This window comes from Variovorax sp. FG153 (assembly GCF_057809595.1).
Window position 1 is genome coordinate 43,618 of record NZ_JBMDKG010000046.1, and the last position, 26,911, is coordinate 70,528.

The window sequence follows — 26,911 nt, forward strand, 5'->3', positions numbered from 1 at the left end:
AAACTGCGCAGGTTCACCAGCAGCACGCCGAACAGCGCAAAGCCACGCAGGGCCTCGATGAGTTCGAGCCGATGAGTGGCGGCGGGGATCAACCTTGCCTTGGGCGCGATCGACCATGTTTGCGATGGTGAGAGAGGTGGCATGACAAGTCCGGGGGGTATCGATGGGTGGCGGAGTCTGCGAAGCGACGGAGAGGACCACAGCCGCTTGGCCTTTACGCAGGTGCATCCCGACGAGACCGAGTTCAGCGCCGAAGCATTCCTGCGGGCCGCGGTGGGCTACTTCGCAAGCATGGGTGTGCAGATCCAGCGGGTGTTGACCGACAACGGCATGTCGTTTCGCTCTGGGCTGTTCGCCGAAGCGTGCCTCGAGCTGGGCATCGGGCAGAAGTTCACCAGGGCGTATCGCCCGCAGACCAACGGCAAGGCCGAGCGCTTCATCCAGTCGGCTCTGCGCGAGTGGGCCTACGGGCACGCCTACGCGAACTCAGACCAGCGCTGCGAGGCCCTGCCTGTGTGGAACCACTTCTATAACTGGCACCGGCCGCACCACGGCATCAACCTCGCCGTGCCCGTCTCACGTCTCTCGATGTCTCGAAAGAACCTCTTGACACTTCACAGCTAGTGAAGGCAGATCTTCTGGAGATGTTGGTTCTGGTCAACCTACAGAAGCCGGTTGAGCGCGGCGCGCGACCGGGCGTTGTTGTTGATCGGTGTTGCAGGCGCGTTGCGATGACCTCCAGACGCCGCATCTTCATCCTGACCCTCGCCCCGACGGGCGCTGCCGCCTGCGCCTCCGATGCGTTCGCGCAGGCCCAGCTCAACGAGAAAGAGCCGCAAGCCGTGGCGCTCGGCTATGTCGCAGATTCGGCCAGGGCCGATACGAAGAAATCCCGAAGCACGACAACGCCCAGCTGTGCAACGGCTGCGCACTGTGGCAATCGGAGCCGACCGACTCGCAGGGTAACTGCGCGCTGTTCTCCGGCAAGCAGGTCAACGCCAGGGGGTGGTGCAGCGCCTGGGCGAAGAAGGCCTGAGTGCCGGGCCGCCGGCAGCCCGGCATTCAAAGACCCAGTGCGACCCCGTCACCGCGAGGGTCGTGCGCGCCCGCCAGGCTACCGTCGGCTTCGAAGCGGATCACGCCGGGCAGCCCTGCCAGTGGGCTGTGCGCGGCGATGGGCGCGACCTCGTGGCCGCGCGCGATCAACGATGCCATCACCTCGGGCCCCACGTCCTGCTCCAGCTTCAGGCTGTCGCGGCTGTCGGAGAAGGTCCGTCCGAGCAAAAAGCGCGGCCTTGCCAGTGCCTGCGCGGGGTCCAGGCCGAAGTCGATCAGCCGGGTGAGCAGCGCCACCAGGGTCTGCGGCTGCCCGTCCGCGCCCTGCGTGCCCAGCAGCAGCTCGGGCCGACCGTCGCGCATGAAGGCGACGGGGTTCAGCGTATGGAAGGGCCGCTTGCCGCCGCGCAGCCCGTTGGGATGGCTCGCATCGTGGTGGAAGGCCGCGCCGCGGTTGTGCCACAGCACACCGGTGTCGCCGGCCACGACACCGCTGCCCCAGTCGTAGTAGATGCTCTGGAGCACGCCCGCACCGCGGCCGGAGGCGTCCGCGGCCGCGAAGAACACGGTGTCGCCGTGGCGGAATCGCTGGGGCCAGGGCATCGCCCGTGCGCCCTCTTGCGCCCGCGCAGCCTGCTGTTGGATGTAGGCGGCGTCGAGCAGCCGCTGCACGGGCACCTCGGTGAAATCGGGGTCGGCCAGGAAGCGGTCGCGGTCGACGAAGGCCAGCTTGATCGCCTCGACCATCCGGTGGAAGTGCTCGGCGCTGCCTTCGGCGATACCGGAGAAATCCTGCTCGCCGAGGATGCCCATGGCTTCCAGCGTGGCGAAGCCCTGCGTCGGCGGCGGCAGGCTCAGCAGCGTGCCGCCGCGGTAGGGCACGGCCAGCGGCGTCACTTCCCGGGCACGGGTGCTGCGCATGTCGTCCAGCGTGAGCGGCGAACCCGCAGCCTGCAGGCCGGCCGCGAGGCGGTGCGCGACTTCGCCTTCGTAGAACTCGCGCGGGCCCTGCGCCGCGAGCCGCGACAGCGTGTGCGCCAGCCCGGGCTGGCGCTGGTGCTGGTGCGAAGGCCCGACGGGAAACGCCGCGTCGAAGCCGTGCCAGTGCCGCGCCTCTGCGGCCCGCATCTCGTGCCAGAAGCGCTGCGAGGCCGACACGGCAAAGCCCTCCTGCGCATGTTCGATCGCGCGAGACAGCAGCGACGCCCAGCGATGGCGGCCCTGCCAGTTGCGCGCCGAGATGTCGAAGGCCCGGGCCCAGCTGTCCACCGCCGCGGCCGTGGTCAATGCCGACGCGCCGCCGCGCAGCGGGACTGGCCCCGACAGCGGCGGGAGCGCTGCGGCGGCCTGCCCGACGCCGGAGATGCCGCGCACGGGCGCACCGGGCTGCGTGATGAGCCAGAAACCGTCGCCTCCGAGCCCGGTGAAGTGCGGGCACACGACGCACAGCACGGCCGCCATGGCGATGGCGGCCTCGATGGCATTGCCGCCATCGGCCAGCACCTCCAGGCCCGCCGCACTGGCCAGCGGATGGGGGCTCGTCACCAGGCCTCGCCGGGAGGTGGCCGAAGCGGGTGCGGCGGGCTGGTGTCTGGGCTCAGCGGACATGGAAGCAGTCATGCGGAAGTTCGTTCATGGCGCCTGCGTCAGGAAGGCCGCCACCATGTGGCGGGTCATCTTCTGGTGCGCCTTCTGCCAGGCCGCGGCCTGCAGGTCCTTGTTGAAGATGCGTGACAGCGTGAACGCATGGGCGCGGCCGTAGTACGACAGGCTCACCATCGCCACGTACAGGTGCAGCGCATCGATGCCGCTGCGCACGACCCCTGCCGCCACCCCGCGCACCAGCAGGCGGCGGATCAGCGCGATCACCGGCGATGACATCTCCGGGATCCGATTCGAGCGCGCGAGATGCCGCGCCTCGTTGAGGTTCTCGAAGGCCAGCAGCTTGCGCAGCCGCGGGTGCGTCGCGAAGTGGTGGTCCACGAAATCGGCGATGTGCAGCAGGCCGGTCAGCGGCTCCTCGGCCTCCGGGTCCAGCCGAAGTTCTTCGTGCCGCAGGTCGGCCATCACCGCCTCGAGCACGGCGACGTACAGGTCGTCCTTGCTCCCGAAGTAGTGGTACAGCATGCGGATGTTCGTGCCGGCGAGCCGTGCGATGCGTTCGGTGCGCGCGCCGCTGTAGCCCTCGTTCGAGAACTCGTCGATCGCCGCTTCCAGGAGCTTCGCGCGCGTGAGTGTGGCGTCGCGCCGCGCGATCGTCTCCTGGGCCGGCGCCTGCCGTGGGGAAAGTTTGCTCATCGTGTGGATGGGAATGCAGGCGCTAGTGTCGCGGCAAGTTCAAGCAGCCGTTCGTCATTGCCCCTGGCCGAGATGAAGGATGCGCAAGGCGGCAGGCCCTCGGCAGCCGGCAGCGGAAACACCACCTGCGGCAGGCCCGCATGGCCGGCCACCGCGCCGAGCGCCAGTGCGCGCTCGTAGAAGGCGCCGCGCTGAGCCGCATCGGCCCGGCGCGTCAGCGCGAAGCAGGGTGCGGCGGGAATCAGCCACGCCTCGTCGGGGCCCATCCTCTGCGCCAGCCGCGCGGCGGCCTGCGCGCGCCAGTCGCTCCAGCGCGTTCCCTGTGCGGCATCGAGCGCCAGCGCCGCCTCGAAGCGCGGTGCGATGGCGGCGCCGAAGCGCGGCCGCTGTCGCCGGATCCACGGGCCGACGTGGGCCTGGATCTCCAGGCCCTGGAGCAGGGCATAGGCTTCGAACCAGTCTCGCCAGTCGCTGCCTCCATAGGCGCTGCGCTCGCTGTCGATGCGCATCAGGCGGGCCCACGCGGCCAGCGGCTCGCGCACCGCGGGCTCCGCCAGCGCCAACGCGTCCGTGGCCACGCACAGGCGCAGGGGCGGCGCGGGCCGGTCGCTGCCGATGCGGGCTTCGGTGCCGAGCAGCGCATGCCCGGCGCGGCGCAGCAGGTCGGCATCGCGCGCGAACCACCCCACCGTGTCGTAGCTCGGTGCGAAGGGCAGGACCCCGTCGAGCGGGATCCGGCCGTGCGTGGGCCGCATCGCGGCGAGCCCGCAGAACGCCGCCGGTACGCGCACCGAGCCGCCCGTGTCGGTGCCCAGCGTCAGGTCGACCTCCGCCCATGCGACCGCGGCGGCGCTGCCGCTGGACGACCCACCGGGCAGCCGATCGGGGTCGCGCGGATGGCGCGGCGCGCCGTAGTGGGCGTTCTCGCCCTCCAGGCTGAAGGCGAGTTCGTCGCTGATCGTCTTGCCGACGATCCGCGCGCCGGCGCCACGCAGCGCGGCCACGCAGGGCGCGTCGTGTACGGCCGGCGCGTGGCTGGCGGCCCAGTCCGGGTTACCGCCGCCGGTGACGGCGCCTGCGATGTCGATGAGGTCCTTCACGCCCAGGCGCACCCCATTCAGCGCGCCAACGCCGGTGGCGGGCCGCTCGCAGCGGGGGCCGGGCATCCAGCCGCCCGATCCGTGCGCTGTCTCCGTGTGCATCAGGCGGGCAGCGCCGCGAGCACGGCGGCCGAGTCGGTCACGAAGCCGAAGCATTTCTTGACGTTCCAGATCGTCGCCTCGGTGCAGAAGTCCGGCGAGCTCGTGGCGCAGCAGTCGCTCAGCATCACGCAGCCGTAGCCCAGGAAGTTGGCGTCGGTGAGCGTGTGCAGCACGCACTGGTCGGTGTTGCATCCCGCGAAGAGGATGCTGCGCACCCCGAGGTTGCGCAGGATGCTGTCCAGCGGCGTGTCCCAGAAGCCGCTGATGCGGTGCTTGTCGACCAGAAAGTCGCCTTCGTGCGGAGCGAGCTCGTCCACGATGGCTGCGGCCCACGAGTCCTTCTGCAGCACGTGGCCCTTGCCGCCGGGCAGCGGGTCGCCCAGGCCGACGCCCGTGCCGCTGTTCTTGTACAGATGGATCTGGTTGGGCGGCATGTTGGCCAGGTCCGGGCGGTTGCCCCAGTTGACCCAGACGACCGGCACGCCGGCGCGGCGCAGCCCGGGCAGCAGCTTCTGCAGCGGGGCGATCGGCGTGCGGTCCGCCGCATAGTTGCCGCCGATGTGGTCAACCCATCCGCCCTCGGTGCAGAAGTCGTTTTGCAGGTCGATGATGACGATGGCCGTGCGGCGCAGGTCGAGCACCACGTTCTGCGGCTGCGCCTGCACTCGGGCGCGCAGCGGCGCGGGCGGCTCCACGGACATGTCGACCTCGCGCTCGCTGGCGACCCAGTAGTACTGCTGGCCCAGGCCCAGGGCGCCGTCGGGCCGGGCATCGGGAAGATAGGGATGGCGTTTCATCAAAGGCTCCGGTGGTGTGCGGGCGAAGGGCGCATCGCCGCAGGCTGGTGCATTCGTTGCGGCGGCCGCACCGATATGCGGCAAAAAGTCGGCGAATTCACTGGCACTGTTATTGCGATGCGTTGTCGGTAAGTAATTGATTAGTTACTTAACTCCAACTAGCGAAAGGCATGCCATGCAGATTCCGTCTCCCTCCCGCCGCGCCGCCGTCCTCGCAGGCGTCAGCGCCTTCACCGCCCTCGTGCTGAGCCTGCCGGCCTCGGCCGCCGATCCGATCGCGGTCGGCATCCTCATTCCCGGGTCCAAGTCGGACAAGGGATGGATGGAGTCCGGCTACGACGGGCTCGTGGCCGCACAGAAGGAGTACGGCGCCAGGATCAAGGTGCAGATGATCGAGAACATCAACTACGCCGACATGGAGCAGGCGCTGACCAACCTGGCCAGCAAGAACGCGCTCGTGATCGGCGTCGGCGGCCAGACCCAGGCCGCCGTGCTCAAGGTGGCCAAGCGCTTCCCCAAGACGCACTTCTCGATCGTCGGCGGCAACAAGGCCGAGGAGACGGCCAACGTGGCCGGCTACGACGTGAAGCAGGCCGAGATCGCCTTCGTCGCGGGCGCCGCCGCCGCGATGCTCTCGAAGAACGGGGCCGTGAGTTACGTGGGCGGCATGGAGATCCCTTCCATCGTCAACGCCGGCAAGGAGTTCGGCAATGGCGCCAGGTACATCAAGCCCGGCATCAAGTACTTCGAGAACTACACCGGCGACTTCGACAACGTGGCCAAGGCCAAGGAAGCCACGCTGGCGGCCATCGCGCAGGGCGCCGACATGCACTATCACATCCTGAACCTCGGCCTGCGCGGCATGGAGCAGGCGGCCAAGGAGAAGGGCACGAAGATCATCGGCAGCTACACCAGCCGCTGCGGCACCGATCCGCTTTATCCCGCCTACAGCATCACCGGCGTCGGCTATCAGGTGCAGTACGCCATCAAGGAGGCCGTCGGCGGTACCTGGAAGGCCGGCTACAAGCCCTTCGGACTGGCCATGGGGCCGAACGCATCGGACATGGTCATCTGCGGGGCGACTGACGAACAGAAGGCCAAGCTCGAGCAGATCAAGAAGGACATCCTGTCGGGCAAGATCAAGGTGCTGGAGGGCTGATGCGCGAGCGCCACGCCATCGGCCTGGGTGACGGCATCAGCGACGGCGGCCCGGGGTTCGCCGCAACGCCGGCCGCCGCGCCGCTGCTGAAGCTGGAGGGGCTGTCCAAGCGCTTCGGCGCGCTGCAGGCGCTGCAGGACGTCTCGCTGGCGCTCCATCCCGGCGAAGTCCACTGTTTGCTGGGCGAGAACGGCGCCGGCAAGTCCACGCTGTGCAATCTCGTCTTCGGCGTGCACGCCGCGGACGCGGGCCAGATGACGCTGGCCGGTGGGGCGTTTCGCCCGCGCTCGCCGGCGGATGCCCTTTCGCACGGCATCGCGATGGTCCACCAGCACTTCAGCCTCGTGCCCGACATGACGGTGCTCGACAACCTGCTGCTCGGCCAGGTGCGCGGCGTGCTCGACCGCAAGGCCGGCGCGGCGCGTATCGCCGCGATGCGGGAGCGCTACGGGCTCGCGCTCGATCCGCATGCGAAGGTGCAGGACCTGTCGGTGGGCGAGCGCCAGCGCGTGGAAATCGTGAAGTGCCTGGTGCGCAAGCCGCGCCTGCTGGTGCTCGACGAACCGACCGCCGTGTTGCTGCCGCAGGAGATCGAGGCATTGCTCTCGGTGTGTACGCGCGTGGCGCAGCAGGGCTGCGGCGTCGTGCTGGTCACCCACAAGCTGGCCGAGATCCAGCGCGTTGCGCGGCGTGCGACCGTCCTGCGCGGCGGCCGCGTGGTGGCGCGCTCGGACGCGCCCGCACAGGACATCGACGCGCTGGTGCGCGCGATGATCCAGCGCGACCTGCAGGCGCCTGCCGCCGCGCCGGTACGGGCGTCTCGTGCGTCCCGGCCGGCACCGGGCAGCCCGGCGCGCGAGGCGGCGCTGCTGGCCGACGGCCTCTCCGTGCGCGACGTCGATGGCGTGGTGCGCCTGGACAACTTTACCCTGCTGGTGGAGCCGGGCGAGATCGTGGCCATCGCCGGCGTCGAGGGCAATGGCCAGGGCGAGCTGGGCGCGGTGCTTTCGGGAATGCTGCGTCCCACCGAGGGGCGCTATTTCGTCTGCGGCGAGGACATGACGCGCGCCACGCCGCGCCAGCTCAGCGCTGCGGGCTGCGGCGTGGTGCCCGAAGACCGGCATGCGCTGGCCTGCGTGACAGGCATGAACGTCGCAGAGAACATCATGCTCGACCGCCTGGACCGGTTCCGGCGCTTCGGCCTCCTCGACCGCGCGGCCATGCGCCGCGAGGCGCTCGACCTCATGCAGCGCTACGACGTGCGCGCTGCCAGCCCCGACGTGCCGTTCGGAGGCCTTTCGGGCGGCAACCAGCAGAAGGCGGTGCTCGCGCGCGAGCTCACGCTCGAGGGCCTGCGCTTTCTGCTGGCGGCGCAGCCCACGCGCGGACTGGATGTCGGCGCGGTCGAGGCCATCTACGGCCACATCCGGGCCGCCGCGGACCGCGGGGTCGGCGTGCTGCTCATCTCGTCGGAGCTCGACGAACTGCTGAGCGTCGCCGACCGCGTGCTGGTGCTCTACCGGGGCCGGGTGATGGGCACATGCCCTACGGCGGGCGCGGACCGCGCGCGCATCGGTGCCTGGATGGCCGGGCACCGTGACAAGAAAGATGTTGCAGAGGAGGTCGCCCCATGAGCGGTCCTGTACTTGCTTGGTCGCGGCTCAGGCCGACCCCTGCGCTGCAGGTCTCGGCAGCCGCCGTGCTGCTGGCCTTTGGCGTCGGTGCCTTGCTGATCGCCGCGCTCGGCGTGCCAGTGGGCGATGCGGTCGCCGCGTTCGCGGACGGCGCCTGGGGCTCGTCCTATGCGCTGGCTGCCTCGATCAACCGTGCGCTGGTGCTCATGCTGGTCGGCCTGGGTTTCATCCTGGCCGAGCGCGCAAACCTCACGAACGTAGGCGGAGAAGGGCAGATTGCCGTAGGCGGCATCACGGCCACGGCGCTCGCGCTGTGGCCACCAGTGGTGCAGCTGCCGTGGGGGCTGGCCTTCATCGTTCCGACGCTCGGCGCCTGCGCGGCGGGCGCGTTCTGGGGCGGCATCGCCGGCGTCCTGCGCGTCAAGATGGGCACCAACGAGGTCATCGCGACCTTGCTGCTTTCCTTCATCGCCATCTGGATGGTGTACGGCAGCGTGCAGTCCGAGCACCTGCTGCGCCGGCCGATGACGAGCAGCGCGACGCTGCCCGAGTCGCTGGAGATTCCGGTGGCGACCCAGCTGCCGCTACTCACCGGCGATGCGGGTACGCCGCTGCACGTCGGCCTGCTGATCGGGGTGGTGCTGGCGGTGGGGGTGGCGCTGCTGCTCAACCGCACGGTGACGGGACTGCAGCTGCGCGCGACCGGCCTGAACCCGCGCGCGGCTCGCCGCGCCGGCATGCCCATCGACCGCCTCGCCATCGGCGCGCTCTGCGCAGCCGGCGCCTTCGGCGGACTTGCCGGCGCCTTCATGCTGCAGGGCGAGCAGTACACGCTCAAGGCCGGTTTCTCGTCGGGCTACGGCTTCGACGGCCTGGTGGTGGGCCTGCTCGCACGCGGCAGCGCGACCGGCGTGGTTGCGGGCTCGCTGCTCTTCGGCTTCCTGCGTTCGGGCGGGATCAACATGGAAATGGTGGCGCAAGTGCCCACCGCCCTGGTCGTGGTGATCCAGGGTCTCATCATCGTGACGCTCGCCGGGGCAGCCATCGGCATCCAGCGCATGGAGGCGCGACGCAAATGATCGATCCCGAACTGGCCGCCGTCTTCGTCGGCTCGAGCATCCGGCTCGCCGCGCCGCTGCTGCTCGCCGCCACCGGCGAGCTCGTGAGCGAACGGGCCGGCGTGCTCAACATGAGCGTGGAGGGCCTCATGCTGGCCGGCGCCTTCGCAGGCGCCACCGCCTCGTGGGCCACCGGCTCGCCGTTGCTCGGCCTGCTCTGCGGCGTGCTGTGCGTGCTGCCCATCGCGTGGCTGCAGGCCTTTCTGAGCATCACGCTGCGCGCCAACCAGATCGTCACCGGCATCGGCATCAATATCCTGGTGCTCGGCGCGACCACCCTGGGTTACCGGGCGATCTTCGGCAGCCGCTCGCGCGCCGAGATCCCGGGCCTGGACAAGTGGACGCCACCCGGCCTGTCGGAGATCCCGCACCTGGGCGAGCAGGTCTTCCGCCAGGCATGGCTGCTCTATGCCGCCATCGTGCTGATCGTGTTGGTGGGCTGGGTGATGCGCGCCACTGCGCTCGGCCTGGCGATCCATGCCGCGGGAACGTCGCCGCAGGCGGCGAGCCATTCGGGGTTGAAGGTGAGCCGCATCCGCTATGGCGCCGTGCTGTTCACCGGCTTCATGTCCGCGCTGGCGGGCTGCTTCCTGTCGATCGGTGACATCCACACCTTCACGGAAGGCATGACCGGCGGCGCCGGCTACCTGGCGATCGCGGCGGTGATCTTCGGCAACTGGCGCCTCGGCCGGACCGTGATGGCCTGCTGTCTCTTCGGAGCCGCCACTGCGCTGCAGTTCCAGCTTCCTGCGATGGGCATCGAGGTGCCCAGCGCCTTGCTGATCGCCTTGCCCTACGTGCTCGCGCTGCTGGCGGTGGGCGGGCTGGTCGGTCGACAGGTCGCGCCCGCAGCGCTCACGAAGCCGTTGCCCGCGCAGGGCTGAAGCGCAGGTGCCGAGGAGGCGGCCCTGCACGCGAGGCCGCCGGCCTCAGTCGCGATCCTCGTAGTAGCGGCGGTACTGCTCGCGCTCCCAAAGGCGGCGGCGCCATTCGCGACGCTCGGAACGGCGCTCTTCCCAGCGTTCGGCGCGACGTTCCTCCCAGCGCGCGGCCGGGTCGTAGTAGACGGGCGGCGGAACGGAGTAGACCGGCCGCGGAGCCTGGTAGTAGGTCGGCGCCGGATAGGTGTAGACGGGGGCCGGCTCGCTCACGACCACGCCGGGGACGTTGATGCCGACGGACCAGCTGGTGCCGGCGTTGGCCGTTGCGGCGACTGTCAGGGCGCCGGCGGCAACGAGGCCTGCGGCGGCAAGCTTCAAGACGGTTCGCGAGAGAATCATTTTTTCAACTCCAGAGGCGGGAATCGCCCCGATGCGCTTCCAACGGACGGCGACCCGATACTGCGCACATCGCGACGGTGAAGAACGTTCCCAAATGTCACTGTGCCGCGCGGCCTGCTGCGGCGTTGGCGATCCTTCGCGCATGTCGGGCAACCATTGCCGTTCACCTCCGATCCACTTGTGAGCAAATGCGAAGGATTCACGGACGGAAGAACATGCAGTCGTGGTCGCTGGCGCGGGGCCGACGGGCCTGGCGCTCGCCGGCGAACTGGCACTGGCAGGCGTCGACGTCTCCATCGTCGAGCGCCGCCCGGACCAGGCGCTTGCCGGCTCGCGCGCCGGCGGCCTGGGCTCGCGCACGCTAGAGGTCCTGGACCAGCGCGGCATCGTCGAGCGGTTCCTCGCGCAGGGGCAGAAGGCCCAGGTCACGGGGTTCGCGGTCACACGACTGGACATCAGCGACTTTCCGACCCGGCACGATTACAGGCTGGGGCTGCGGCAGAAGCACATCGAGCACATCCTTGCCCGCATGGATCGACGAGCTCGCGGTGCCGATCTACAGGGGGCGCGACCTGGCGGGCTTCGTGCAGGACGAGGCGGGCGTCACCATCGAGATTTCCGGGGGGTAGCGTTGCGCGCCGCGTATCTCGTCTGCTGCGACGGCGGCCGCAGCCTCGTGCGCAAGACGGCCGCCATCGCGTTTCCGGAATGGGAGGCGACGACCAGGAGCATCGTCGCCGAGGCGGAGATGACCGAGGAGCCGCCGCTTGGCGTGCATCGCACGGCCCGCGGCATCCATGCTTTCAGCGGGGAGCAGTACGGGATCCGCGACGGCAAGATGCAGTCGACCGCTCTTTTCCATGATCGCCGGATCGGCCGCCAAGCCAAGCCCAGCCCGCCCCGCGAACTCGGAGCACTCCCCGCTCTCCATGATCCGCTTGGCCAGTGGTGCAGGGACCCGGTCCGGCTGAGCGAGGAACTTCTCGCTCTTGATAAAACCCGGCCAAATCACGACCGCGGCCACATTGAAGGGCTTGAGGTCGTGAGCCATGTCCTTGGCCATCTTGTCGACGCCGGCCTTCTGCACTCCGAAGGGCACGTTGAAGGTGTAGCGCACAGCGCCGCCCGAGGAGGTATTGACGATCAGTCCCTTGCGGCGGGCACCCATCCTCGGCGCCGCGCAGCGGCTGGCGATGTAGTGCGAGCGCAGCCCCACGTGCAGCCGGTCTTCCCAAAGGCCGTCTTCGAGCTCCCAGAAGGGCACGTGGACCGGCATGTGAGACGGGCCGCAAAGACGTTGTTCACCAGTATGTCGATCGCTGCATCCTGTTCATCGTTCACACGCTCGAACACGCGCTTCACGATGGCGTCGTCGCCATGGTCGCAGACGACCGGGATGCATTGGCCGCCGCCCCGCAATGGATTTGCCGTCCAATGCTCAGGTGCGCGCCTTTCAACGACCGCCATCCGCACGGCTTGGCAGGCGATCGAATGTCAAATACCCCCCTGAGGGCGTGGGGTCGAAACGAAGGGCATCTATAGTGCGTGACTTTCGTCACGGTCTGCAGATGGTCCTAACGCACTTCGAGATGGAGCAACGGCTTCGAAACGCCGGCGTAGCCGTGCGCCCGTATCCCACGCTCAACAAGTTTCTTTGCGATGTAAACCCGGAAGCTGCAGACAAGATGCTGGTGCAGGCGGGGACGGCTTGGGAAAACGAAGTGGAGCGTCTCTTTGCGATGCAGCAGCAGGCGGACGAACTCACTGCCTATGCAAGCTTCGGACAGTTGTTCGATGAAGTGTGTACAGAGGAGGGGCTCTCCGCAGCATTGGCCGTGCTCAACGAAGCCGTGCCGCACCGGTACACAGCCATCTATCGGTTACGCGATGGGCGAATGCTCAACGTTGCCCTGGTCGACAAGCATGGTGAGCCGCTTCCCGATTTTCTCGCTGAGGTCCCGATCGCTTCGAGCTTTTGCCAGTACGTGTTGCGCGACGGGTCATTTCTGACGGGGGATTCAGGCAGCGACACCCGGCTAAACGGTCACCCGTACCAAGGCGTGATGCTGTCCTACTGCGGGATTCCGATCTTCGATCTGCAGGGGCGCGCCGTGGGCACCGCGTGCCACTTCGACTTGGTTGCGCGCGACATTGCCGACGAAAAGGTTGCTCATCTGCGGGCTGCTGCTCGAATTCTCACGAACTACCTCTCGGATCACTCAAGCGGACCTTCGTAGGTTTCGATCCGGGGTGCGGATAAAAGTTTGGACTGGTTTTATGCCGCAAGTCCAAGGCTCATCCAGTATTCGATCGGGATGAGCGAGCCGAGAGAGATCTAGACTCGCTTTTCGCTGTTCAAGCGGATGTTCGAGTTTGCGAGCGCAACGAATGCGCTCCAGGTTTGCCTGGCCGCCATGAATCTGCGCGGCCTCCACAAGACTGAGAGTGCTTCGCAGAGTTGATCGGCGAGGGACCCGGGCCGGAAAATGGCCTCGTCGGGAGAACACCCCCAGCGTCTTCGTTCGAGCAACGCTTAGCCATATGGAAAGCACAAGGGCACCTATGGGTTCTGCCCGTTACTAGGATCGCGCCTGCGAACCAGATCTGCGCAGTGGCACTTCTGAATTTTGGTTACCCTCTCCGCTGCTTTCGGATGCCCCAGCAGCTCGACTTACGATTGAACACAGGTCTATGGAGCTGTTTCACGCCGCCGGGATCGCTGGCTCCTGCACTTCCGATCTTCTCTTCAACGTCGCTTGAATGACTACCTCCGAGATCTTCCTCGTCGCGATGTTGATCATCTTCTCGGTGCCATACCTTGTCTGGCGTCTGGGGCGGACCGACTACTTCGCGCCGTTGGTGGTGGTGCAGATCATTACTGGCATCGTGCTGGGGCCGGGCGTGCTGGGCGCGGCGTTTCCGGATTACTATACGTTCGTCTTCAACGGTCCAGTGATCCAGTCGCTCAACGCCGTCGCGCAGTGGGCCGTCATGATGTTCGTATGGATCGCGGGCATCGAGCTCGACTTGCGCAAGGCTTGGGTGCACCGCCGAGAAAGCGGCATCACGGCAGGCTTGGCGCTCGGCGTGCCGTTGGCCTTCGGTGCCGTGGCAGCGCTTGCCTTGCTGCCCTTCCCGGGCTGGATGGGCGCCCGTGGCACGTCCTGGCAGTTCGTGCTGGGTATCGGCATGTCGTGCGCAGTGACGGCCCTGCCCATCCTGATCCTGCTGATGGAGAAGCTGCAGATCCTGCGTCAGCCGATAGGCCAGCGCATCCTGCGCTACGCGAGCCTGGACGATATCGCCATCTGGGGCGTCTTGGCGCTGATCCTCATGGACTGGGAACGGGTCGGCAGGCAGGCGGGCTTCCTGGCAGTCTTCGCCGTTGCTTCGATCCTGTTCCGCCGGCTGATGATCCGCGTCCCGGAGCGCGATCGCTGGTACGCCGGGCTGATCTGGTTGGCGGCCTGCGGGCTCGGCGCCGACTGGTCGGGGCTGCACTACATGGTGGGGGCCTTCATCGCCGGGGCAGTGATGGACGCGGAGTGGTTTGATCAGCACCAGATGGACTGGCTGCGTCACAACGTGCTGTTGGTGATCATGCCGGTGTTCTTCCTGAGCACCGGCCTGCGAACCAATTGGCAGGCCCGCGGCGCCGCGGTCTTCCTCGTGGCGGCAATGCTGCTGGTTGCTTCGGTGGCCGGAAAACTGATCGGGCTTCGCCTGGCCGGGCGGCTGTTGCGTTGGCAACCGGGCGAAGCTTCTCTGATCGGCTGGCTGTTGCAGACCAAGGCCCTCATCATGATCATCTTCGCCAACGTGCTGCTGGACAAGGCGATCATCACCAACGCGACGTTCACGGCGCTGCTGATCATGGCGGTGGCAAGCACGATGCTGACTGTGCCGGTCGTGTCGCCGAAGCTGCAGCGCATGAAAGACCTTGTACTGCGGTCACGCTGAATCAAGATTTTAGGCGACGATCGCTGCTCTCCAGGGCGCTCGAGGTGCTGACACAGCAACGTCTACGCTGTCCTCTGAACACCGCCGTGTAGACCATTGGTACGTGCGACGTCCAGAAAACCAGCTCTCTATGTCTTTTGACATTCAAGAAGCGCGTAAACGCGCGCATAGTGCATGGCTTTGTCCGTTACTCACATTACGGATTTTCCTTCGAAAGAATCGGGGAAAATTGACGGGTCATGTGGGCGATAGCCCTGAGAATCCAATCCATGGAAATTCCTGAGAAGCCGTCTTTTACATCCACAAGCGTTCGTGCGGAAGGAGGTCCGAACGAGTTTCGAGACCACAAAGACGACATTTTCTTTGCCGCAATCGAGACGACGCGGATGCCAATGCTGGTGACTGACCCGCGGCAAGAAGACAATCCAATCGTCTTTGCCAACAGGGCATTTGTCGCCATGGTTGGCTATTCTATGGAAGAAATCATCGGCAATAACTGCCGATTCTTGCAGGGCGCGGCTACCGATCGCGCATCGGTTGCTGCCATCCGGGAAGCAGTTCTTGCGCGCAAGCAGATCAATATCGAGATATTGAACTATCGCAAGGACGGGACCAGCTTTTGGAATGCGCTCTTCATCTCTCCTGTATACGATCCGACTGGTCAGCTGATTTACTTCTTTGCCTCGCAGCTCGATGTCAGCCGCAGACGAGACGCCGAGGATGCGTTGGCGCAGGCACAAAAGATGGAGGCCCTTGGTCAGCTCACCGGCGGCATCTCGCACGATTTCAACAACCTTCTGCAGGTCATGTCAGGCCACCTGGATATTCTTGCCGTGAGGCTGGACAAGGGCGCGTTGGATGAGCAGAGCATGCGTCTCGGCGTCGAGAATCTGAGGTCGGCCATCTCGAAGGCTTCGAATCTGACGCAGCAGTTGCTCGCTTTCTCTCGCCGTCAACGTCTGCGCGGTCGGGTCGTCAGCCTGAATGCGGTCGCGCGCGGCATGTCCGAACTCGCTGCGCGAACGCTCGGTGAGTCGATCAGAATCGACTTCGACCTGGCTGACGATGCGGGGAACATCGAGATCGACACGACACAGCTCGAAGTGGCGATTCTCAACGTGCTGGTGAACTCGCGAGATGCAATGCCCAATGGTGGCACGATCACCTTGCGGACGCGGCAGGTGGTCGTCGCCTCGAATGCCGGCACAGGGCCGGACATTCTGGCGCCCGGGACTTACGCATCTCTGTGCGTGTCCGATGAGGGTGAAGGGATCGATCCGGCGATGTTGCCGAGGGTCATGGACCCGTTCTTCACGACCAAGGCAGAAGGCAAGGGCACCGGGCTTGGCTTGTCGATGGTCTACGGTTTCGTGAAGCAGTCTGGTGGTGCCACGTCGATCGAATCGAAGATCGGCTCGGGCACGACGATTTGCATGTACTTTCCGACCGCCGCTTCCGCGCTTTCGGTCGACATCACTTCGCCTACGCGTTCGACGATGCGTGGCGGAGATGAAACGATCCTCCTCGTCGAGGATCGCGAGGAGGTCGCAGCGGTTGCTCAGGGTATGTTGGAAGGCCTTGGGTACACGGTCCACATCGCGGAGGATGGGGAGTCGGCGCTGAAAAAAGTCGAAGAAATCGGCGCAGATCAGATCGACCTGTTGTTCAGCGACGTGATGATGCCTGGCAAGATGAACGGGTACATGCTCGCCAGAGAAATACAGAAGGTGTCGCCTTCAATGCGGATCCTTCTTACCAGTGGATTCGACCGCGACCTGAGCTCGTATGAGGCGGCTGCGCCGTCGGAGTTTGAACTCATCAAGAAGCCGTACCGGCTCCTCGATTTGGCTCGGCGTGTGCGCGATGTGCTTGACGGACCGACCGGCGTCGGCCCGGCGAAATAGGGGAACGGACGAGCTCGACCAGTCTTCGTTGTTCGTCTGCATGATGCCGATTTCGTTGCTCAAGGTGCTGGCATCAAGTGCCCTCCCGCTCAGGATCGACGGCGCGTCGAACGCTTAGACGGTATCGAAACTCGTGTTTGCGGGGCTGATAGAGGCCGACTTCCATTTCGCTTCCGGGCGTTCTGACCTCTACCGTGGAGACCTCGACGCGACCGTCACTGCAATCACCCCCGCCGGGCGTGAGTTGCTTGCAAGCCTCCAGGGTTCGTGGCGAAGCAAAAGGCCGCGCCGTTCCTGACGTCTTACCGGTCCCATGGGCCAGCGTGTTGAGTCTGGAGAAGGCGAGCACGCGCCAAGGTATTTTCGGGCAAGTCTCTGACACGAAATTCGGCTCAACCCTTTAGCATCGCCGCTACGGGCAGAAAAACTGCTACTTCAGCAGTAACCCCAGGAGAAGGAGGAGACATGGCTCGATTCGATGAAGGCCTGTTTGCCGCTTGGGCGGCATCGGAGACGACGATCCACGATCTGCTGCGTCAACTTGGGCCGGACGCCCCTATAGGCCTGTTGGACGAAGTTGCAGCCCTCAAGCTTGAGGCTAATAAGCGATTCATGGACTTATGGTCCGCTGGAATCCTCGCCTCAGCGGACGGTCCGGTCCGCGTTCATCACTGACCAACCCGCAGAGAGCGGGCCGCTGCCAAAATAGCACCGGCCTTCGCCTCTTCCCGCATCCGTGGTGTCGAGATCGGCTAAGCCAATCGGGTGTGACGCGTTCTCCTAGGAGCTTTCATCGATGGGGTCGTTCAACAAGCGTTATGACGCCTGGGCCGAAGCTGAGGCCAAAGTCTATGAAGCCATGGACAGGCATGGCCCGCTCGGCCACGACGAGGTTGATCACCTTCGCGAGCTTGCCAATCAGCTGCTGGCGGAACTATGGGGTGAGACAAACCCCCCTGTTCTGCCTGAACCCACTGACGGCGGCAAGCGTGAGGGCTTTTGAGTGCGCGCCGGCCCTTCGCGCAGGTGGGCTGACTGTGGCTGATGCTTACCCGAGCGCATCGTGGACGGCGTCGCCTTTGGTCAGTTGAACTGGCCAGGCCGTCGGAGCGCGAGCGATGGAGCGGGTCCTTTGTGAGGGCGCTGCGTTGGGCTGGAAGTGAGTTGCACCTCCGCCGTGGGCACCGGCGAGGGGGCACTCGGACGGTCGCGCGAGACGTGAACGGCGCTAGGGCAGCAAACGACTCGGCTCGCTATGATTTGCGCGAGGGGAGTTTGGGACCTGCAATCGAGGTGTCAGCGATGCGCAAACTTTTGACAGTCGAAGACTCTTTTCAGATTTCCGGACGCGGGTTGGTCGTCGTTCCCTGCCCGAAAATTGACGAGTACGCTGGGCCAGACGCGCCTCAGGTCGAACTGCGTTTGCCCGACGGGGAAGTCGCCACGGCGACGCTCAGGATCGAGCGTTCTTTTTTCTCTCCGCCACCTGTCGAGCCTCGCTGGACCTGCGTCCTGCCGAGCGCGTCGAAGGCTGACGTTCCAGTCGGCACCGAGATCTGGGTTCCGAAGCGATTTCGTCCGGACTCGGCCACGGGCGCGAGCATCTGAGAGGCGCTCGCAACGAGGGACTGCAGTAGCGCGGGGGCTCTGATGCGAACCCTGCATTGCATACCGAGTCGTGCTCCTCTGATCGTGGCGAGAGGATGGGAGGTCCTCGTGCGAGCAACGATAAGGAACCTTCCGCTCAGGGTGCGTCGCTCTTAGAGGCTGAGAGCGCTGCATGCGGTGACTTCCTACATCACACACTGACCTAGCTCTTTTAGATTCTCGCCTCGCCAATTCGACTCAGGAGGATGCGAATGTCGGGCGGGACGTTTGAGAAGCTGTTCGGAGCGTGGACCGCTGCGGAGGCGGATTTATACGAGGCTCTGGATCAGTGGCCGTCGGAGCACTGCACCGAGTGGGAGGAAAAGTTCAAGTTGATGAAGGCTATAGCCGATGAGAGGTATACCGCTCTCTTTGGCGCACGGACCTCGGTCTCGCCCACTTTCAACGTGGGTCGTGGGAACTTGGGCGCAGTTCCGTCGGATCGCGATGATCGGTAGCCTGGCAGACCGGAGTTCAATGATGCCGAATCCCTCTCTCGCGCAACGCTATGCTGAGTGGGCAGCTGCCGAAGCGGCCGTCATCGAGGCCCAAAACGATCCTGGAGGTGTCGATGCGGAAGCGTTGGCGGCGTTGAAAGCCCGATCTGGGAGCCTGTGGGTGGCGCTTTGGTCGGAACAAGACGAGAGCGCGGCCAGCGACCCACCCCCTCAATGAAACCGGCATCTGGGCTCGAGCGCGAGAGATCCTACGAGATGAACCGCCCTGAGATTCGTTGCTCGCGCCGTCCCCGCCTGATCACGGGAGCAGGCGGGCGCTCCTTACCAAAGCCTGCGCCGTAGGCCGCCCCGCTGGTCCTCGTGTCGAGCGACGGCATCGCGCCTTGTGGAGCCTGATTTCCATCAGCTCGCCCCGCGGCTGAAGGCAGGCGTTTGCATCTCGTCCAACGCTTTGCGCCCGGCCGGGGTGATCGCGGTAACGGTCGCGGTCTGCGCGCTGCTGCGCCGGAGAGCACCTTGGTCGTCAGGGTCAAACTGAGCCTCGACCAGCCCGGCGAACACCAGTTTCGATAGAAGGCGAAGTTCTCCGCCATCCGTGATCACGCAGGGGACTGAGCGCTTGGCAATTAACGAAAGAAGATGGAGGGCCATCGGAGACGTAGGCATGAAGTTTTCGACGGGGCAAAAGTGTCGAATGCTCTCCGGCTCAACCTTGTAGGCAAACTCCGCGACGCGTCACGCGTACCCCTGGCCTAGCCTCTTTGGGCTGGCTGCTCACTCGTCCGGCGTCGTCGTGAGAGCTCGAAGTGTGTGCAGCCGCTCGGCCGCGTTCGTGAACGCTGCCTCGATGTCCGCTCCTGTCGGTATTGGATACCCAGCAGGAGGGGTGAGCGCCACCCGGAGCCGCTCGCAGGCCGCCTCCCAGGCAACTAAAGCGATGGCTCTTCTTTTGGAAAGAGGCATGCTGGAATTTTAGAGACCTGTTCTATGTCTTTTCATATAGAAGAGGTCAGTCCGCTGAGCACGAAAAGTCAAACTTGTCCGACACGTCTCAAAAGGCGCAAGTCCTACATTTCCCACGCTGCGGCTCCTGCCGTAGCACCTTGCTGTAAACCTCAGCCCGGCCGCGTGCCGGGCTCTTTTTTGGGGGCAGCGCTCGATTGGGACCTGCTGGGCAACTGGGTCTTGAAAGTTTCCGCAGCCGCTCCTAAATTGATCACCGTCGAAGTTTTGGTCAACCGAAAAGGAGGCTTCTATGACCATGAACTTGCTGCGGCAGATCGCGAGTTCCCGCCTGCCAATCTCGTTCTATCGAACCGAAGACATCGATCAAGTACGGATCCTCAGGGCGGCCGGACTCGTCGTGGCGCTGATCCCTGCACCCTCCAATCCGCTCACGCTTTCGGGTGACGGTCTGGCTGCTCAGGTACTGGCGGTCACGCAGAAGGGGCGGGAAGAACTGGCCAGGTTCGACTACCCGGAAGCTCGGCCACCCCTGTGGCGGAAACGTATGCCGCGAATTTTCACGAAGCATCGCTGGCCCCCGCGGCCACATAGTGGGCCTGCCGCGCCAACCAGGATGCAGTAGGCCAGCGGTCGTCAACAAGCTGCGGCGCTTGCGGTTAGACACGCCGGTGTTCAAAAGCTTGTCGGGGATCGCACTGGTCGACAGAACTTAAACGCAAAGGGCGCGCTGACGGGCGACCCCTACCCGCCGTGTCTGTCGATCGGCAGTCGAGCGCACGGGGGAGCCGCCACTACTTGGCCGGCGTCCTCCGCCTGCGAGCCCATGACTCGCCGATGTGCCAGTTGCCGCCGCCTCTCACCCGGGTTTCGCCTGACGAGGGGCGTTCTTCTGAAGCGATCGAGACGCGAATTCGACCTGGGCACGAGTGACCTCATCCTCGGATCGGAGCTGCAGCTTTTTGCAATTCGCGCATTGGTACAGCCGCCAAGGAAGCAGACGCATCCAGGGACGACGTTCGACGCGATATAGGTGGTTGGGGGTACAGCCGCACGATTGAAAAACGGACATGTCTAGGACTAGTTCGAAAGTTGCGCTCATTATTTCAAGGCAACCGTGACAAAGGTCACCGTTTTCCGTGGGAAGTTGTGATCCGGCTAACAGGTTGGACCGCAAGTTCACGAAGGGCGGCTCTTACAGGCCCTGACAAGCTGGTGGGGCGGAGCTATGCGTGTGGTCCTGCACCGGCGCATGCGCGGGTGAACGCTGCCGTGCGGCTGCCTTACGGGGGAGGAGGCTGGTGGAGAAACATGATCTTCGTCTCCACATTGTTAAAACCTAGTCCTACAGTCTGTTTCGAGACTTCCAAGTCACATCGCAGCTTGTGTGTGCAACTTGGAGGAACAGCATGCCGATGGATTTGCTTCGTCGGATTGAGCGCGTCGCGCTGCCGCTCGTGCTTCGGGATGAGAGAGACGTGCGAAGCACGATCGTGCTTGAGGCCGCGGCGATGATCAAAGCCCACCTCCCGGCGAATGAGCACATGAGCACGCGCCCGGCAGTGGTCTTTCGGATCACTGACACTGGGCGGCAGGCATTGAGTGAACTTCGCCCCCTGGACGCTGGTGAGCCAACGCGTGGATAACTCCCCCTTCCCGTTGGCTCACGAGCCCTCCAGCAGGCCGGAGCTTCTGGGGGACCTGGCCTGCAAGTTTGATCTCGCCATCCAGGCTGGAGATACCGGCCGCGTGAAAAGGCCCGTGCGGGCCGTCTTTCGGGCAGCGTATCGCAGTGAGGTGGAGGCTTGGTTGCTTACGCCAGGCGAGCGGTCCAGAACAGACCAGGATCTGGTGCGGCAGTATTTGCTAGAGCTGCGCGATCTGTCGTATGAGGACGAGCCGCTGATGTGTGTCGCCGAGGTGGTGGAAGACAGACGAGCGGCTGCGATGATCGCCGCGGTTTTCCTAAAGTACTTGGTTGAGTAACGGGAGGGGCGACGGTGCCGTAGGCCCGACGTCCGAGCGCGGCGTCGACTTGCTAACGTCCGCCGGGCTCGAATCGCAGCGATGCGCTTCCGCCGCGCTCGGCGATGTAGGCGAGGACCTCTGCCTCCAACCGCGTGCGCACTTCCGCCTCGCTTTCATACATGAACGCAGCAAACACGCTGACCAATCGAAGCCCACACCACACTTCTGCGCGCCCGCCCCAAGCGCCCCCGGAAAGCGGGTGAACGGCCAGCGTGAAGCGCCAAAGTGGTGGAGTATCGAGAGGCATGGGCAGTGAGTAAATTTCCTCTCACGGTGCCAGTCGTTGCGACGTGTCTGATCCAAACGTCGGACGAGAACTCAGGGCGGTTGCTGCGCGCCAGCGTCGCCGGCCGAAGGACGAGTGCGATCGGGCGCTGCCGCTCAGCAACGGCCCATCCTCCGAGTTGGGCGAGATCCTGGAGCGTTCGGGGCAGGGCGGCGAAGAAGCTTCATCGGAGCGGCCGAAATCGCTATGCAAGTGAGCTAGGTTTCAAGCGCCACGCCCGAACTCTAGTAAGGAAGGAATGAAGGCCAGCCTGCACGCTTCTCGTTCGGCGAGTCAGAGTTTTGCCGTCCGTAGTCATCGTCAAGGTCGAACTCCGCCTGCAGTTCCTGGATCGCTCGCACAACTCCGCTGTGCTGATGACGATTGAGCAGCACCGGCACGGCCCACTGTCTCGTTTCCCCCGGCCCTAACTTGGGGCGCACAGCCCCCAGGTGAACGTCTCTCGCCAGATCATCCGGCGGAAGAATGGCGCCTAGGCGCTCGAGCAGGAGTCGTTTTAGCTCTCTTGCGGTGCGGATTGGCTTGGACATGATGAGAGCATAGTTGTTGCCGTCGGGCCCGATGAGAGTCCGGAGAAGTACCGGGGTGCCCAGCGGCCGCATCACGCGCCGGCGTCTGACGGCCGAAGGTCCGCTGACAGGGCCTACCGTTGGCACGTGGCGAAGCTCGCCACAGTCGGCCACTGCAGTGGTGGTTGCGCTGGCCAACGTACTGTCGACCTATTCGTTTCCGGTTGGCTATGGGGAGCGCATCCGCTAAACGCATGGAGGGAGCGTGTCAGGAATCTTGTGTGTGAGGCGTACATGACCAATCGGAGCATGTATGCCAAACAACAAGAAGCCGATGCCGCAGTTACCGGCGATCTTGCCAGCCAAATCCACAGTGCGCGTGCTCCGCCCGATGTAGCGGCGCATCGCATCGTCCGACCCGACACCGACAAACTTCCCGTCTTTGGCGCCACAACGTGCGCGACCGAGCAGTTCTTGTCGGCCGTGATGACCGTGCCGTGGAGGTGCACGGTATCGGGGATGGAGGAGGCCTCTCGACTCTCTCAGTCCCGTCGAATACTGGGGGCCTCGGACTTGCGGCCGGCGCAGGGTCGCAGCCGCTGCATCAGTAAATGATCGTGACGGAGCCGTCGCCGCCGCTGCCGAGAACGCTGCCGAGGCTGCTGCCGTTGGTGCCGGTGGCATAGGTCGCGCCGCCGGGTCCCATGCTGCCGCCGCCGCCGCCGCCACTTCCGTAGTTGCCATTGAAGCCGCCGCCGCCGCCACCACCGAAGCCGCCGCCTCCGCCCCCGCCCAGCTGCGCGCCGCTTCCACCCGCGCTTCTGTCGCCGTTGCCGCCGGTACTCGAGGTGCCGACTCCTCCTTGTCCACCGATGCCGTTGTTACCGCCGGCCGCGTTGCCCCAGCCGGAGCCGGGCGATCCCGAAGCCGTGCCGTGTCCTCCTCCATCGCCGCCGCCTGTTCCGCCGGAACTGGCGCCGGCGCCGCCACCGCCACCGGCAATGATGAGGTCGGTCGCAGCCCGCTTGACGCGCGTTGCACCGCCGCCGCCGGCACCGCCGAATGTGGCGTTGCCGCCGCCGCCGACCCCGGCTTGGCTGGGACAGCCACCGCCGCCCACGAACAGGGTCAGTGCTTCGCCTGTCACGACCGTCAACGTCGCAGTCACCTGGCCGCCATTGCCCCCGTTGTTGTCCGAATACCCGCCGCCGCCGCCGCCGAGTGCGACCACCTGAATGGATGTGACGCCGGCCGGCACGGTCCATGCCGCACTGCCTGCCGCGGAGAAAACGGTCTTGGGCTGGACCGTCAGCGAGGCGGACGCATGGAAACCGCCGGATGCGGCGGTGATGGCCGCATTGCCGCTGCTCACGCTCGTGGCGAGGCCTTCCGATCCAGCCGCGTTGCTGATGATCGCGACCGCCGGCGCATTGGATGCCCAGGTCACCAGGCTGGTGATGTCCTGCGTGCTGCCGTCGCTGTAGGTGCCCGTTGCAGTGAACTGCGTCTTTCCACCGGAGGTTCCGCCGATGGACGCTGTCGCCGAAGAAGGCGTCACCGCAATGGATGCCAGGGTCGCAGGTACGACCGTCAGCCTCGCGGTCGCGACAGTCCCGGCCAAAGTGGCCGTGATGTCCGTGGCGCCGATGCCGACCGCGGTGGCGAGACCCAACACGTTGACGGTGGCCTTCGAGGCATCGCCCGATCCCCAAGTGACCCGGGTGGTGAGATCCTGGGTCGACTGGTCGCTGTATGTTCCCGTGGCCGTGAATTGCTGCGTCGTGCCGAGCGCAATGCTCGGCGTTGCCGGTGTGACGGAAATCGAAGACAACGTGGCCGCACTGACATCGAGGATCGCCGTGGCGGACGGCGACGATGGGCAGAGGGACACGCTCCGGCATGTCGCGGTGATCGTTGCCGTGCCCATACCCAACCCGTTCGCCATTCCGGTCCCGTCCACCGTCGCCACGCTGGCGCTGGACGAGCTCCAAGTTACCTGGGTGGAGATGTTCTGGGTCGTCCGGTCCGAAAGAGTGGCCGTCGCGGTGAACTGTGCGAGTGTCCCCTTGGCGATGGCCACGGTGGCTGGCGTGAGAGCGATGCTTTCCACCGTCGCTGCCGTCACCGAGAGCGTGGTGCTGCCGCTCTGTCCGACGAGGCTGGCCGTGACCGTGCTCGAGCCCGGCCCAACGCCGAGTGCCTTGCCGGACGTGTCCACCCGGGCCACGCCTGCGTCCGAGACGGTCCATGCGGCGGTGGCCGTGACGTCGTTGTGCGTGTCGTCGCTGTAGATGGCCGTGGCCGCCAATTGAACCGATGTGCCGGCTGCAAGGGCGGGGTTCACCGGCGTGACCTGGATCGCGACCAGCGTCGGCGGCGGCGCCGGGGTTGCAGGCGGCGTAACCGGCACGAAGGACGCTCCTGCGGAACCGCCGCCTCCACCGCAGGCGCCTAGCGCCGACAGCAGCAGGAACGCGAGGACGATGGGCAAAGCCCGGAGCACACGCCGGCACAACGAGAACTGAAATTGCGGCGAGCGCATCATGGCAACGGAGGTCATGCAGGGGTCCTGTCGGGCAGGTCTTGTTCGAAGCGGCGAAGCTTGAGCGTGGGCGCGAGCTTCAGGGGCGCAGCCGGGGCGGTTGCGAGGCTGGAATGTCGCTGGATGCTACGGAAAAGCTCGTGCCAGCTGAATACCCGAAAACTGGTACGCGAGGGCAAGTCACGGCTGGGGCAGTTAGCGGAAGCTGAACCGAGGCCGGCCTCGAAAGACCGAGGCGGGACTCGTTCGGAATAGCTTGCGCCAGCCGCGCGTTTTGTCCTCGCGCGTGTTCATCGCGTCGATCACGTCCTCCGGGCACGCGGCAGAAGAATCTGGAGCCGCGCGAGTTGAAGATTGTGGTCTCCATGAACATGCCTGCGTGCTGGCACAGCTTCGAGATCTGATCCTCAAGGGGGAATTTGTCCCCGGTGAGCGCTTGGCGGAGATCCCGCTGGCAAAGTAGCTCGGTGCGTCGCGCACTCCGGTGCGGCTGGCGCTCAGCAGCTTGGAGCACGAAGGTCTGATCGAGCAGGCGCCCAGGGGGATATCAGATGCGTCGCTTCACGTCGCAGGAAGCCGCGGACGCCATCTGCGGTCGGGAAGTGATCGAAGGCTTTGTTGCTCGGTTACTGGCGGAGGACGGCGCGCCTCGGCAGCTTTTGCGTGAGCTCCACGAGTGCCTTGAAGAGGGAGATCGGGCGGTCAACAAGCCGGTGATGGGGCTCGGTGACTACGCTGCCTTCGTGCAGATGAACGACCGCTTTCACTCCCTCATCATGCGGGGCTGGTCGAACATCGCGTTGCCGCGTGTGATGGAGATGCTTGACCGTCAACCTTTTGCGTCTCCAAGCGCGATGCTTCCCATGCAATCGTCGAAGGAGGAGGGCCATCAATGGATGAGGATCGCCCATCTGTCGCACCATGCGATGGTGCAAGCCATCGAGCGAGGTCAGGGGTCTCGAGCGCAGGCCTTGGGAGAGGAGCACGTGGAGATAGCGCGGATGAACCTCGACTACGCCCTGGCCATACCCGAACTGGCGGCGGAGCTCATGCCCGGAATGGCTCTGGTAGCTGGCAAGAGGCCGGGGTAAACAGCTGCCCGTTGATGGGGGCGGGGAGGGGCGATGTGGCCGCGTTCCACATGGCGCCAGCTATGGCGGATTGTGTCTAACTGCTGATGTCAGCTGGGTTTCCTTCTCGCCAAGCACGATGCGTAACGCCGCTGTGGGTGAGTGGCTTAAGGAGCGCGAGAGTGAGCGCCGGCGCCTGTGCGGCGTGAAGCGGTCGCCTCTACCACCATAGGCAGCTGGGACAAGAGATGCCGGTCCCTCATCGCTCTCGTGAACACCGCGTCGACCGGGCAGCGTCCAACGTGCCCCTCAGCGCCATAACGAAAAGGGTTGCAGCCCAAGCACGTGGCTTTGCCTCGAACTTCGCTGTCCGCAAGTCATCAGAAAGCCTCGAGCGCCAGCGCGTTCACGCTCTCGGCCCCGTCGACGATGCTGTCGCGCAGGCCCGGCGCCTTCGCAAGGATGTGCTCGGCATAGAAGCGCGCGGTCGTGATCTTGGCCTGCATGAAGTCGACGTCGACGTTGTGCGAGGCCTGGTCCTGCGCCACGATCAGCGAACGCGCGAGCTGCCAGCCGGCCACCAGGTTGCCCGCGAGCATCAGGTAGGGCACGCTGCCCGCGAACACCGCGTTGGGCGAGGCCTTGGTCTGGCCCGCGACGAAATCCACCACCTCGACGAAGGCCTCGCGCGCGGCCTTCAGGCGCTTGAGCACGGCCTTGGCGGCGGCGCTGTCGCTCTTCGCGAGCTCGGCCTCGGTCTTCTCGATCTGCGCGGCGATGGCCTTGGCGGTCTGGCCGCCGTCGCGCGCGGTCTTGCGGCCCACGAGGTCGTTGGCCTGGATCGCGGTCGTGCCTTCGTAGATCGTGAGGATCTTCGCGTCACGGTAGTACTGCGCCGCGCCGGTCTCCTCGATGAAGCCCATGCCGCCGTGCACCTGCACGCCTAGCGAGGTCACCTCGAGGCTCATCTCGGTGCTGTAGCCCTTGACCAGCGGCACCA

General features: G+C 65.5%; 21 protein-coding genes and 4 pseudogenes. 15 read left to right on the top strand and 10 right to left on the bottom strand.

Annotated elements, in window-relative coordinates; genetic code table 11:
• Positions 1-165: 165 nt before the first annotated feature.
• Positions 166-624: pseudogene (locus tag ACODT0_RS33785) on the top strand (integrase core domain-containing protein); the annotation flags it as partial.
• 88 nt (positions 625-712) lie between these two features.
• Positions 713-1,036 carry a high-potential iron-sulfur protein gene (locus ACODT0_RS33790; RefSeq protein ID WP_489043258.1) on the top strand — a complete coding sequence of 108 codons (324 nt, stop codon included), beginning with the start codon at positions 713-715 and terminating at the stop codon, positions 1,034-1,036.
• Between the two features lie 26 nt (positions 1,037-1,062).
• On the opposite strand, the gene ACODT0_RS33795 is transcribed toward ACODT0_RS33790, so the two are convergent.
• From ACODT0_RS33795 to ACODT0_RS33810, 4 genes are all read right to left on the bottom strand, one after another.
• Complete coding sequence (locus tag ACODT0_RS33795; protein ID WP_489043259.1) at positions 1,063-2,601, bottom strand: gamma-glutamyltransferase family protein; 1,539 nt, start codon at positions 2,599-2,601, stop codon at positions 1,063-1,065.
• 87 nt (positions 2,602-2,688) lie between these two features.
• The gene (locus ACODT0_RS33800) at positions 2,689-3,354 is read right to left on the bottom strand and encodes a TetR family transcriptional regulator (protein ID WP_489043260.1); all 666 of its coding nucleotides are present in this window, start codon (positions 3,352-3,354) and stop codon (positions 2,689-2,691) included.
• Complete coding sequence (locus ACODT0_RS33805) at positions 3,351-4,556, bottom strand: amidase (RefSeq protein WP_489043261.1); 1,206 nt, start codon at positions 4,554-4,556, stop codon at positions 3,351-3,353. Before ACODT0_RS33805 ends, ACODT0_RS33800 begins: the two co-directional genes overlap by 4 nt.
• Positions 4,556-5,353, bottom strand: a complete 798-nt coding sequence (locus tag ACODT0_RS33810) for a cysteine hydrolase family protein (protein ID WP_019657322.1) — start codon at positions 5,351-5,353, stop codon at positions 4,556-4,558. The genes ACODT0_RS33805 and ACODT0_RS33810 overlap by 1 nt, the downstream gene beginning before the upstream one ends.
• A gap of 175 nt (positions 5,354-5,528) precedes the next feature.
• Here ACODT0_RS33810 and ACODT0_RS33815 point away from each other — a divergent pair, with 175 nt between their 5' ends.
• From ACODT0_RS33815 to ACODT0_RS33830, 4 genes are read left to right on the top strand one after another with little or no spacing between them, the layout of a single operon-like run.
• On the top strand, positions 5,529-6,512 hold the full coding sequence (locus ACODT0_RS33815; RefSeq protein ID WP_489043262.1) for a BMP family protein: 984 nt from the start codon (positions 5,529-5,531) through the stop codon (positions 6,510-6,512).
• A complete protein-coding gene (locus ACODT0_RS33820; protein WP_489043263.1) occupies positions 6,512-8,146 on the top strand; it encodes an ABC transporter ATP-binding protein in 1,635 nt (544 codons plus the stop codon). The genes ACODT0_RS33815 and ACODT0_RS33820 overlap by 1 nt, the downstream gene beginning before the upstream one ends.
• The gene (locus ACODT0_RS33825; RefSeq protein WP_489043264.1) at positions 8,143-9,225 is read left to right on the top strand and encodes an ABC transporter permease; all 1,083 of its coding nucleotides are present in this window, start codon (positions 8,143-8,145) and stop codon (positions 9,223-9,225) included. The genes ACODT0_RS33820 and ACODT0_RS33825 overlap by 4 nt, the downstream gene beginning before the upstream one ends.
• Positions 9,222-10,148, top strand: coding sequence for an ABC transporter permease (locus ACODT0_RS33830; RefSeq protein WP_489043265.1), 927 nt, complete (start codon positions 9,222-9,224; stop codon positions 10,146-10,148). The genes ACODT0_RS33825 and ACODT0_RS33830 overlap by 4 nt, the downstream gene beginning before the upstream one ends.
• A gap of 45 nt (positions 10,149-10,193) precedes the next feature.
• Here ACODT0_RS33830 and ACODT0_RS33835 read toward each other — a convergent pair whose 3' ends face one another.
• Positions 10,194-10,544: a hypothetical protein gene (locus ACODT0_RS33835; RefSeq protein WP_489043266.1), complete on the bottom strand. Its 351-nt coding sequence runs from the start codon at positions 10,542-10,544 to the stop codon at positions 10,194-10,196.
• A 223-nt stretch (positions 10,545-10,767) separates the two neighbouring features.
• Between ACODT0_RS33835 and ACODT0_RS33840 the strand changes: the two are divergent.
• Positions 10,768-11,241: pseudogene (locus ACODT0_RS33840) on the top strand (FAD-dependent monooxygenase); the annotation flags it as partial.
• A gap of 342 nt (positions 11,242-11,583) precedes the next feature.
• Here the strand turns inward: ACODT0_RS33840 and ACODT0_RS33845 are convergent.
• Positions 11,584-11,820, bottom strand: a pseudogene (locus ACODT0_RS33845) (SDR family NAD(P)-dependent oxidoreductase); the annotation flags it as partial.
• 313 nt (positions 11,821-12,133) lie between these two features.
• On the opposite strand from ACODT0_RS33845, the gene ACODT0_RS33850 reads away from it, so the two are divergent.
• The 5 genes from ACODT0_RS33850 to ACODT0_RS33870 all read left to right on the top strand — a co-directional run bounded on the left by ACODT0_RS33850 (position 12,134) and on the right by ACODT0_RS33870 (position 17,411).
• Entirely contained in the window at positions 12,134-12,781 is a 648-nt protein-coding gene (locus ACODT0_RS33850; RefSeq protein WP_489043267.1) for a hypothetical protein, read from the top strand.
• Between the two features lie 523 nt (positions 12,782-13,304).
• A complete protein-coding gene (locus tag ACODT0_RS33855) occupies positions 13,305-14,504 on the top strand; it encodes a cation:proton antiporter (RefSeq protein ID WP_489043268.1) in 1,200 nt (399 codons plus the stop codon).
• 269 nt (positions 14,505-14,773) lie between these two features.
• The gene (locus ACODT0_RS33860) at positions 14,774-16,408 is read left to right on the top strand and encodes a histidine kinase famiy protein (protein WP_296723159.1); all 1,635 of its coding nucleotides are present in this window, start codon (positions 14,774-14,776) and stop codon (positions 16,406-16,408) included.
• 465 nt (positions 16,409-16,873) lie between these two features.
• Positions 16,874-17,083 carry a hypothetical protein gene (locus tag ACODT0_RS33865; RefSeq protein ID WP_296723158.1) on the top strand — a complete coding sequence of 70 codons (210 nt, stop codon included), beginning with the start codon at positions 16,874-16,876 and terminating at the stop codon, positions 17,081-17,083.
• Positions 17,084-17,204: 121 nt separating this feature from the next.
• On the top strand, positions 17,205-17,411 hold the full coding sequence (locus ACODT0_RS33870; protein ID WP_296723157.1) for a hypothetical protein: 207 nt from the start codon (positions 17,205-17,207) through the stop codon (positions 17,409-17,411).
• 1,504 nt (positions 17,412-18,915) lie between these two features.
• Here ACODT0_RS33870 and ACODT0_RS33875 read toward each other — a convergent pair.
• Positions 18,916-19,164 (bottom strand): hypothetical protein, encoded by a 249-nt coding sequence (locus tag ACODT0_RS33875; RefSeq protein WP_261214735.1) that lies wholly within the window; start codon positions 19,162-19,164, stop codon positions 18,916-18,918.
• 604 nt (positions 19,165-19,768) lie between these two features.
• Between ACODT0_RS33875 and ACODT0_RS33880 the strand changes: the two genes are divergently transcribed.
• On the top strand, positions 19,769-20,101 hold the full coding sequence (locus ACODT0_RS33880; protein ID WP_261214737.1) for a hypothetical protein: 333 nt from the start codon (positions 19,769-19,771) through the stop codon (positions 20,099-20,101).
• A gap of 977 nt (positions 20,102-21,078) precedes the next feature.
• Entirely contained in the window at positions 21,079-21,462 is a 384-nt protein-coding gene (locus tag ACODT0_RS33885; protein ID WP_296723154.1) for a hypothetical protein, read from the top strand.
• 552 nt (positions 21,463-22,014) lie between these two features.
• On the opposite strand, the gene ACODT0_RS33890 is transcribed toward ACODT0_RS33885, so the two are convergent.
• Positions 22,015-22,320 (bottom strand): hypothetical protein, encoded by a 306-nt coding sequence (locus ACODT0_RS33890; RefSeq protein ID WP_296723152.1) that lies wholly within the window; start codon positions 22,318-22,320, stop codon positions 22,015-22,017.
• 583 nt (positions 22,321-22,903) lie between these two features.
• Entirely contained in the window at positions 22,904-24,859 is a 1,956-nt protein-coding gene (locus ACODT0_RS33895; protein ID WP_489043269.1) for an Ig-like domain-containing protein, read from the bottom strand.
• Positions 24,860-25,220: 361 nt separating this feature from the next.
• On the opposite strand from ACODT0_RS33895, the pseudogene ACODT0_RS33900 reads away from it, so the two are divergent.
• Positions 25,221-25,932: pseudogene (locus tag ACODT0_RS33900) on the top strand (GntR family transcriptional regulator).
• Between the two features lie 359 nt (positions 25,933-26,291).
• Here ACODT0_RS33900 and ACODT0_RS33905 read toward each other — a convergent pair.
• Positions 26,292-26,911: acyl-CoA dehydrogenase C-terminal domain-containing protein (locus ACODT0_RS33905; protein WP_489043270.1), on the bottom strand; the 620-nt coding region annotated here is incomplete at its 5' end.

Excerpts from the sequence above, each read along its gene's own strand:
- ACODT0_RS33890 (WP_296723152.1), bottom strand. The coding sequence starts at position 22,320 with ATGTCCAAGCCAATCCGCACCGCAAGAGAGCTAAAACGACTCCTGCTC.
- ACODT0_RS33800 (WP_489043260.1), bottom strand. The coding sequence starts at position 3,354 with ATGAGCAAACTTTCCCCACGGCAGGCGCCGGCCCAGGAGACGATCGCG.
- ACODT0_RS33805 (WP_489043261.1), bottom strand. The coding sequence starts at position 4,556 with ATGCACACGGAGACAGCGCACGGATCGGGCGGCTGGATGCCCGGCCCC.
- ACODT0_RS33835 (WP_489043266.1), bottom strand. The coding sequence starts at position 10,544 with ATGATTCTCTCGCGAACCGTCTTGAAGCTTGCCGCCGCAGGCCTCGTT.
- ACODT0_RS33880 (WP_261214737.1), top strand. The coding sequence starts at position 19,769 with ATGACCATGAACTTGCTGCGGCAGATCGCGAGTTCCCGCCTGCCAATC.
- ACODT0_RS33860 (WP_296723159.1), top strand. The coding sequence starts at position 14,774 with ATGGAAATTCCTGAGAAGCCGTCTTTTACATCCACAAGCGTTCGTGCG.
- ACODT0_RS33875 (WP_261214735.1), bottom strand. The coding sequence starts at position 19,164 with ATGGCCCTCCATCTTCTTTCGTTAATTGCCAAGCGCTCAGTCCCCTGC.
- ACODT0_RS33815 (WP_489043262.1), top strand. The coding sequence starts at position 5,529 with ATGCAGATTCCGTCTCCCTCCCGCCGCGCCGCCGTCCTCGCAGGCGTC.
- ACODT0_RS33870 (WP_296723157.1), top strand. The coding sequence starts at position 17,205 with ATGGGGTCGTTCAACAAGCGTTATGACGCCTGGGCCGAAGCTGAGGCC.
- ACODT0_RS33895 (WP_489043269.1), bottom strand. The coding sequence starts at position 24,859 with ATGACCTCCGTTGCCATGATGCGCTCGCCGCAATTTCAGTTCTCGTTG.
- ACODT0_RS33865 (WP_296723158.1), top strand. The coding sequence starts at position 16,874 with ATGGCTCGATTCGATGAAGGCCTGTTTGCCGCTTGGGCGGCATCGGAG.
- ACODT0_RS33820 (WP_489043263.1), top strand. The coding sequence starts at position 6,512 with ATGCGCGAGCGCCACGCCATCGGCCTGGGTGACGGCATCAGCGACGGC.
- ACODT0_RS33825 (WP_489043264.1), top strand. The coding sequence starts at position 8,143 with ATGAGCGGTCCTGTACTTGCTTGGTCGCGGCTCAGGCCGACCCCTGCG.
- ACODT0_RS33850 (WP_489043267.1), top strand. The coding sequence starts at position 12,134 with ATGGAGCAACGGCTTCGAAACGCCGGCGTAGCCGTGCGCCCGTATCCC.
- ACODT0_RS33855 (WP_489043268.1), top strand. The coding sequence starts at position 13,305 with ATGACTACCTCCGAGATCTTCCTCGTCGCGATGTTGATCATCTTCTCG.
- ACODT0_RS33810 (WP_019657322.1), bottom strand. The coding sequence starts at position 5,353 with ATGAAACGCCATCCCTATCTTCCCGATGCCCGGCCCGACGGCGCCCTG.
- ACODT0_RS33830 (WP_489043265.1), top strand. The coding sequence starts at position 9,222 with ATGATCGATCCCGAACTGGCCGCCGTCTTCGTCGGCTCGAGCATCCGG.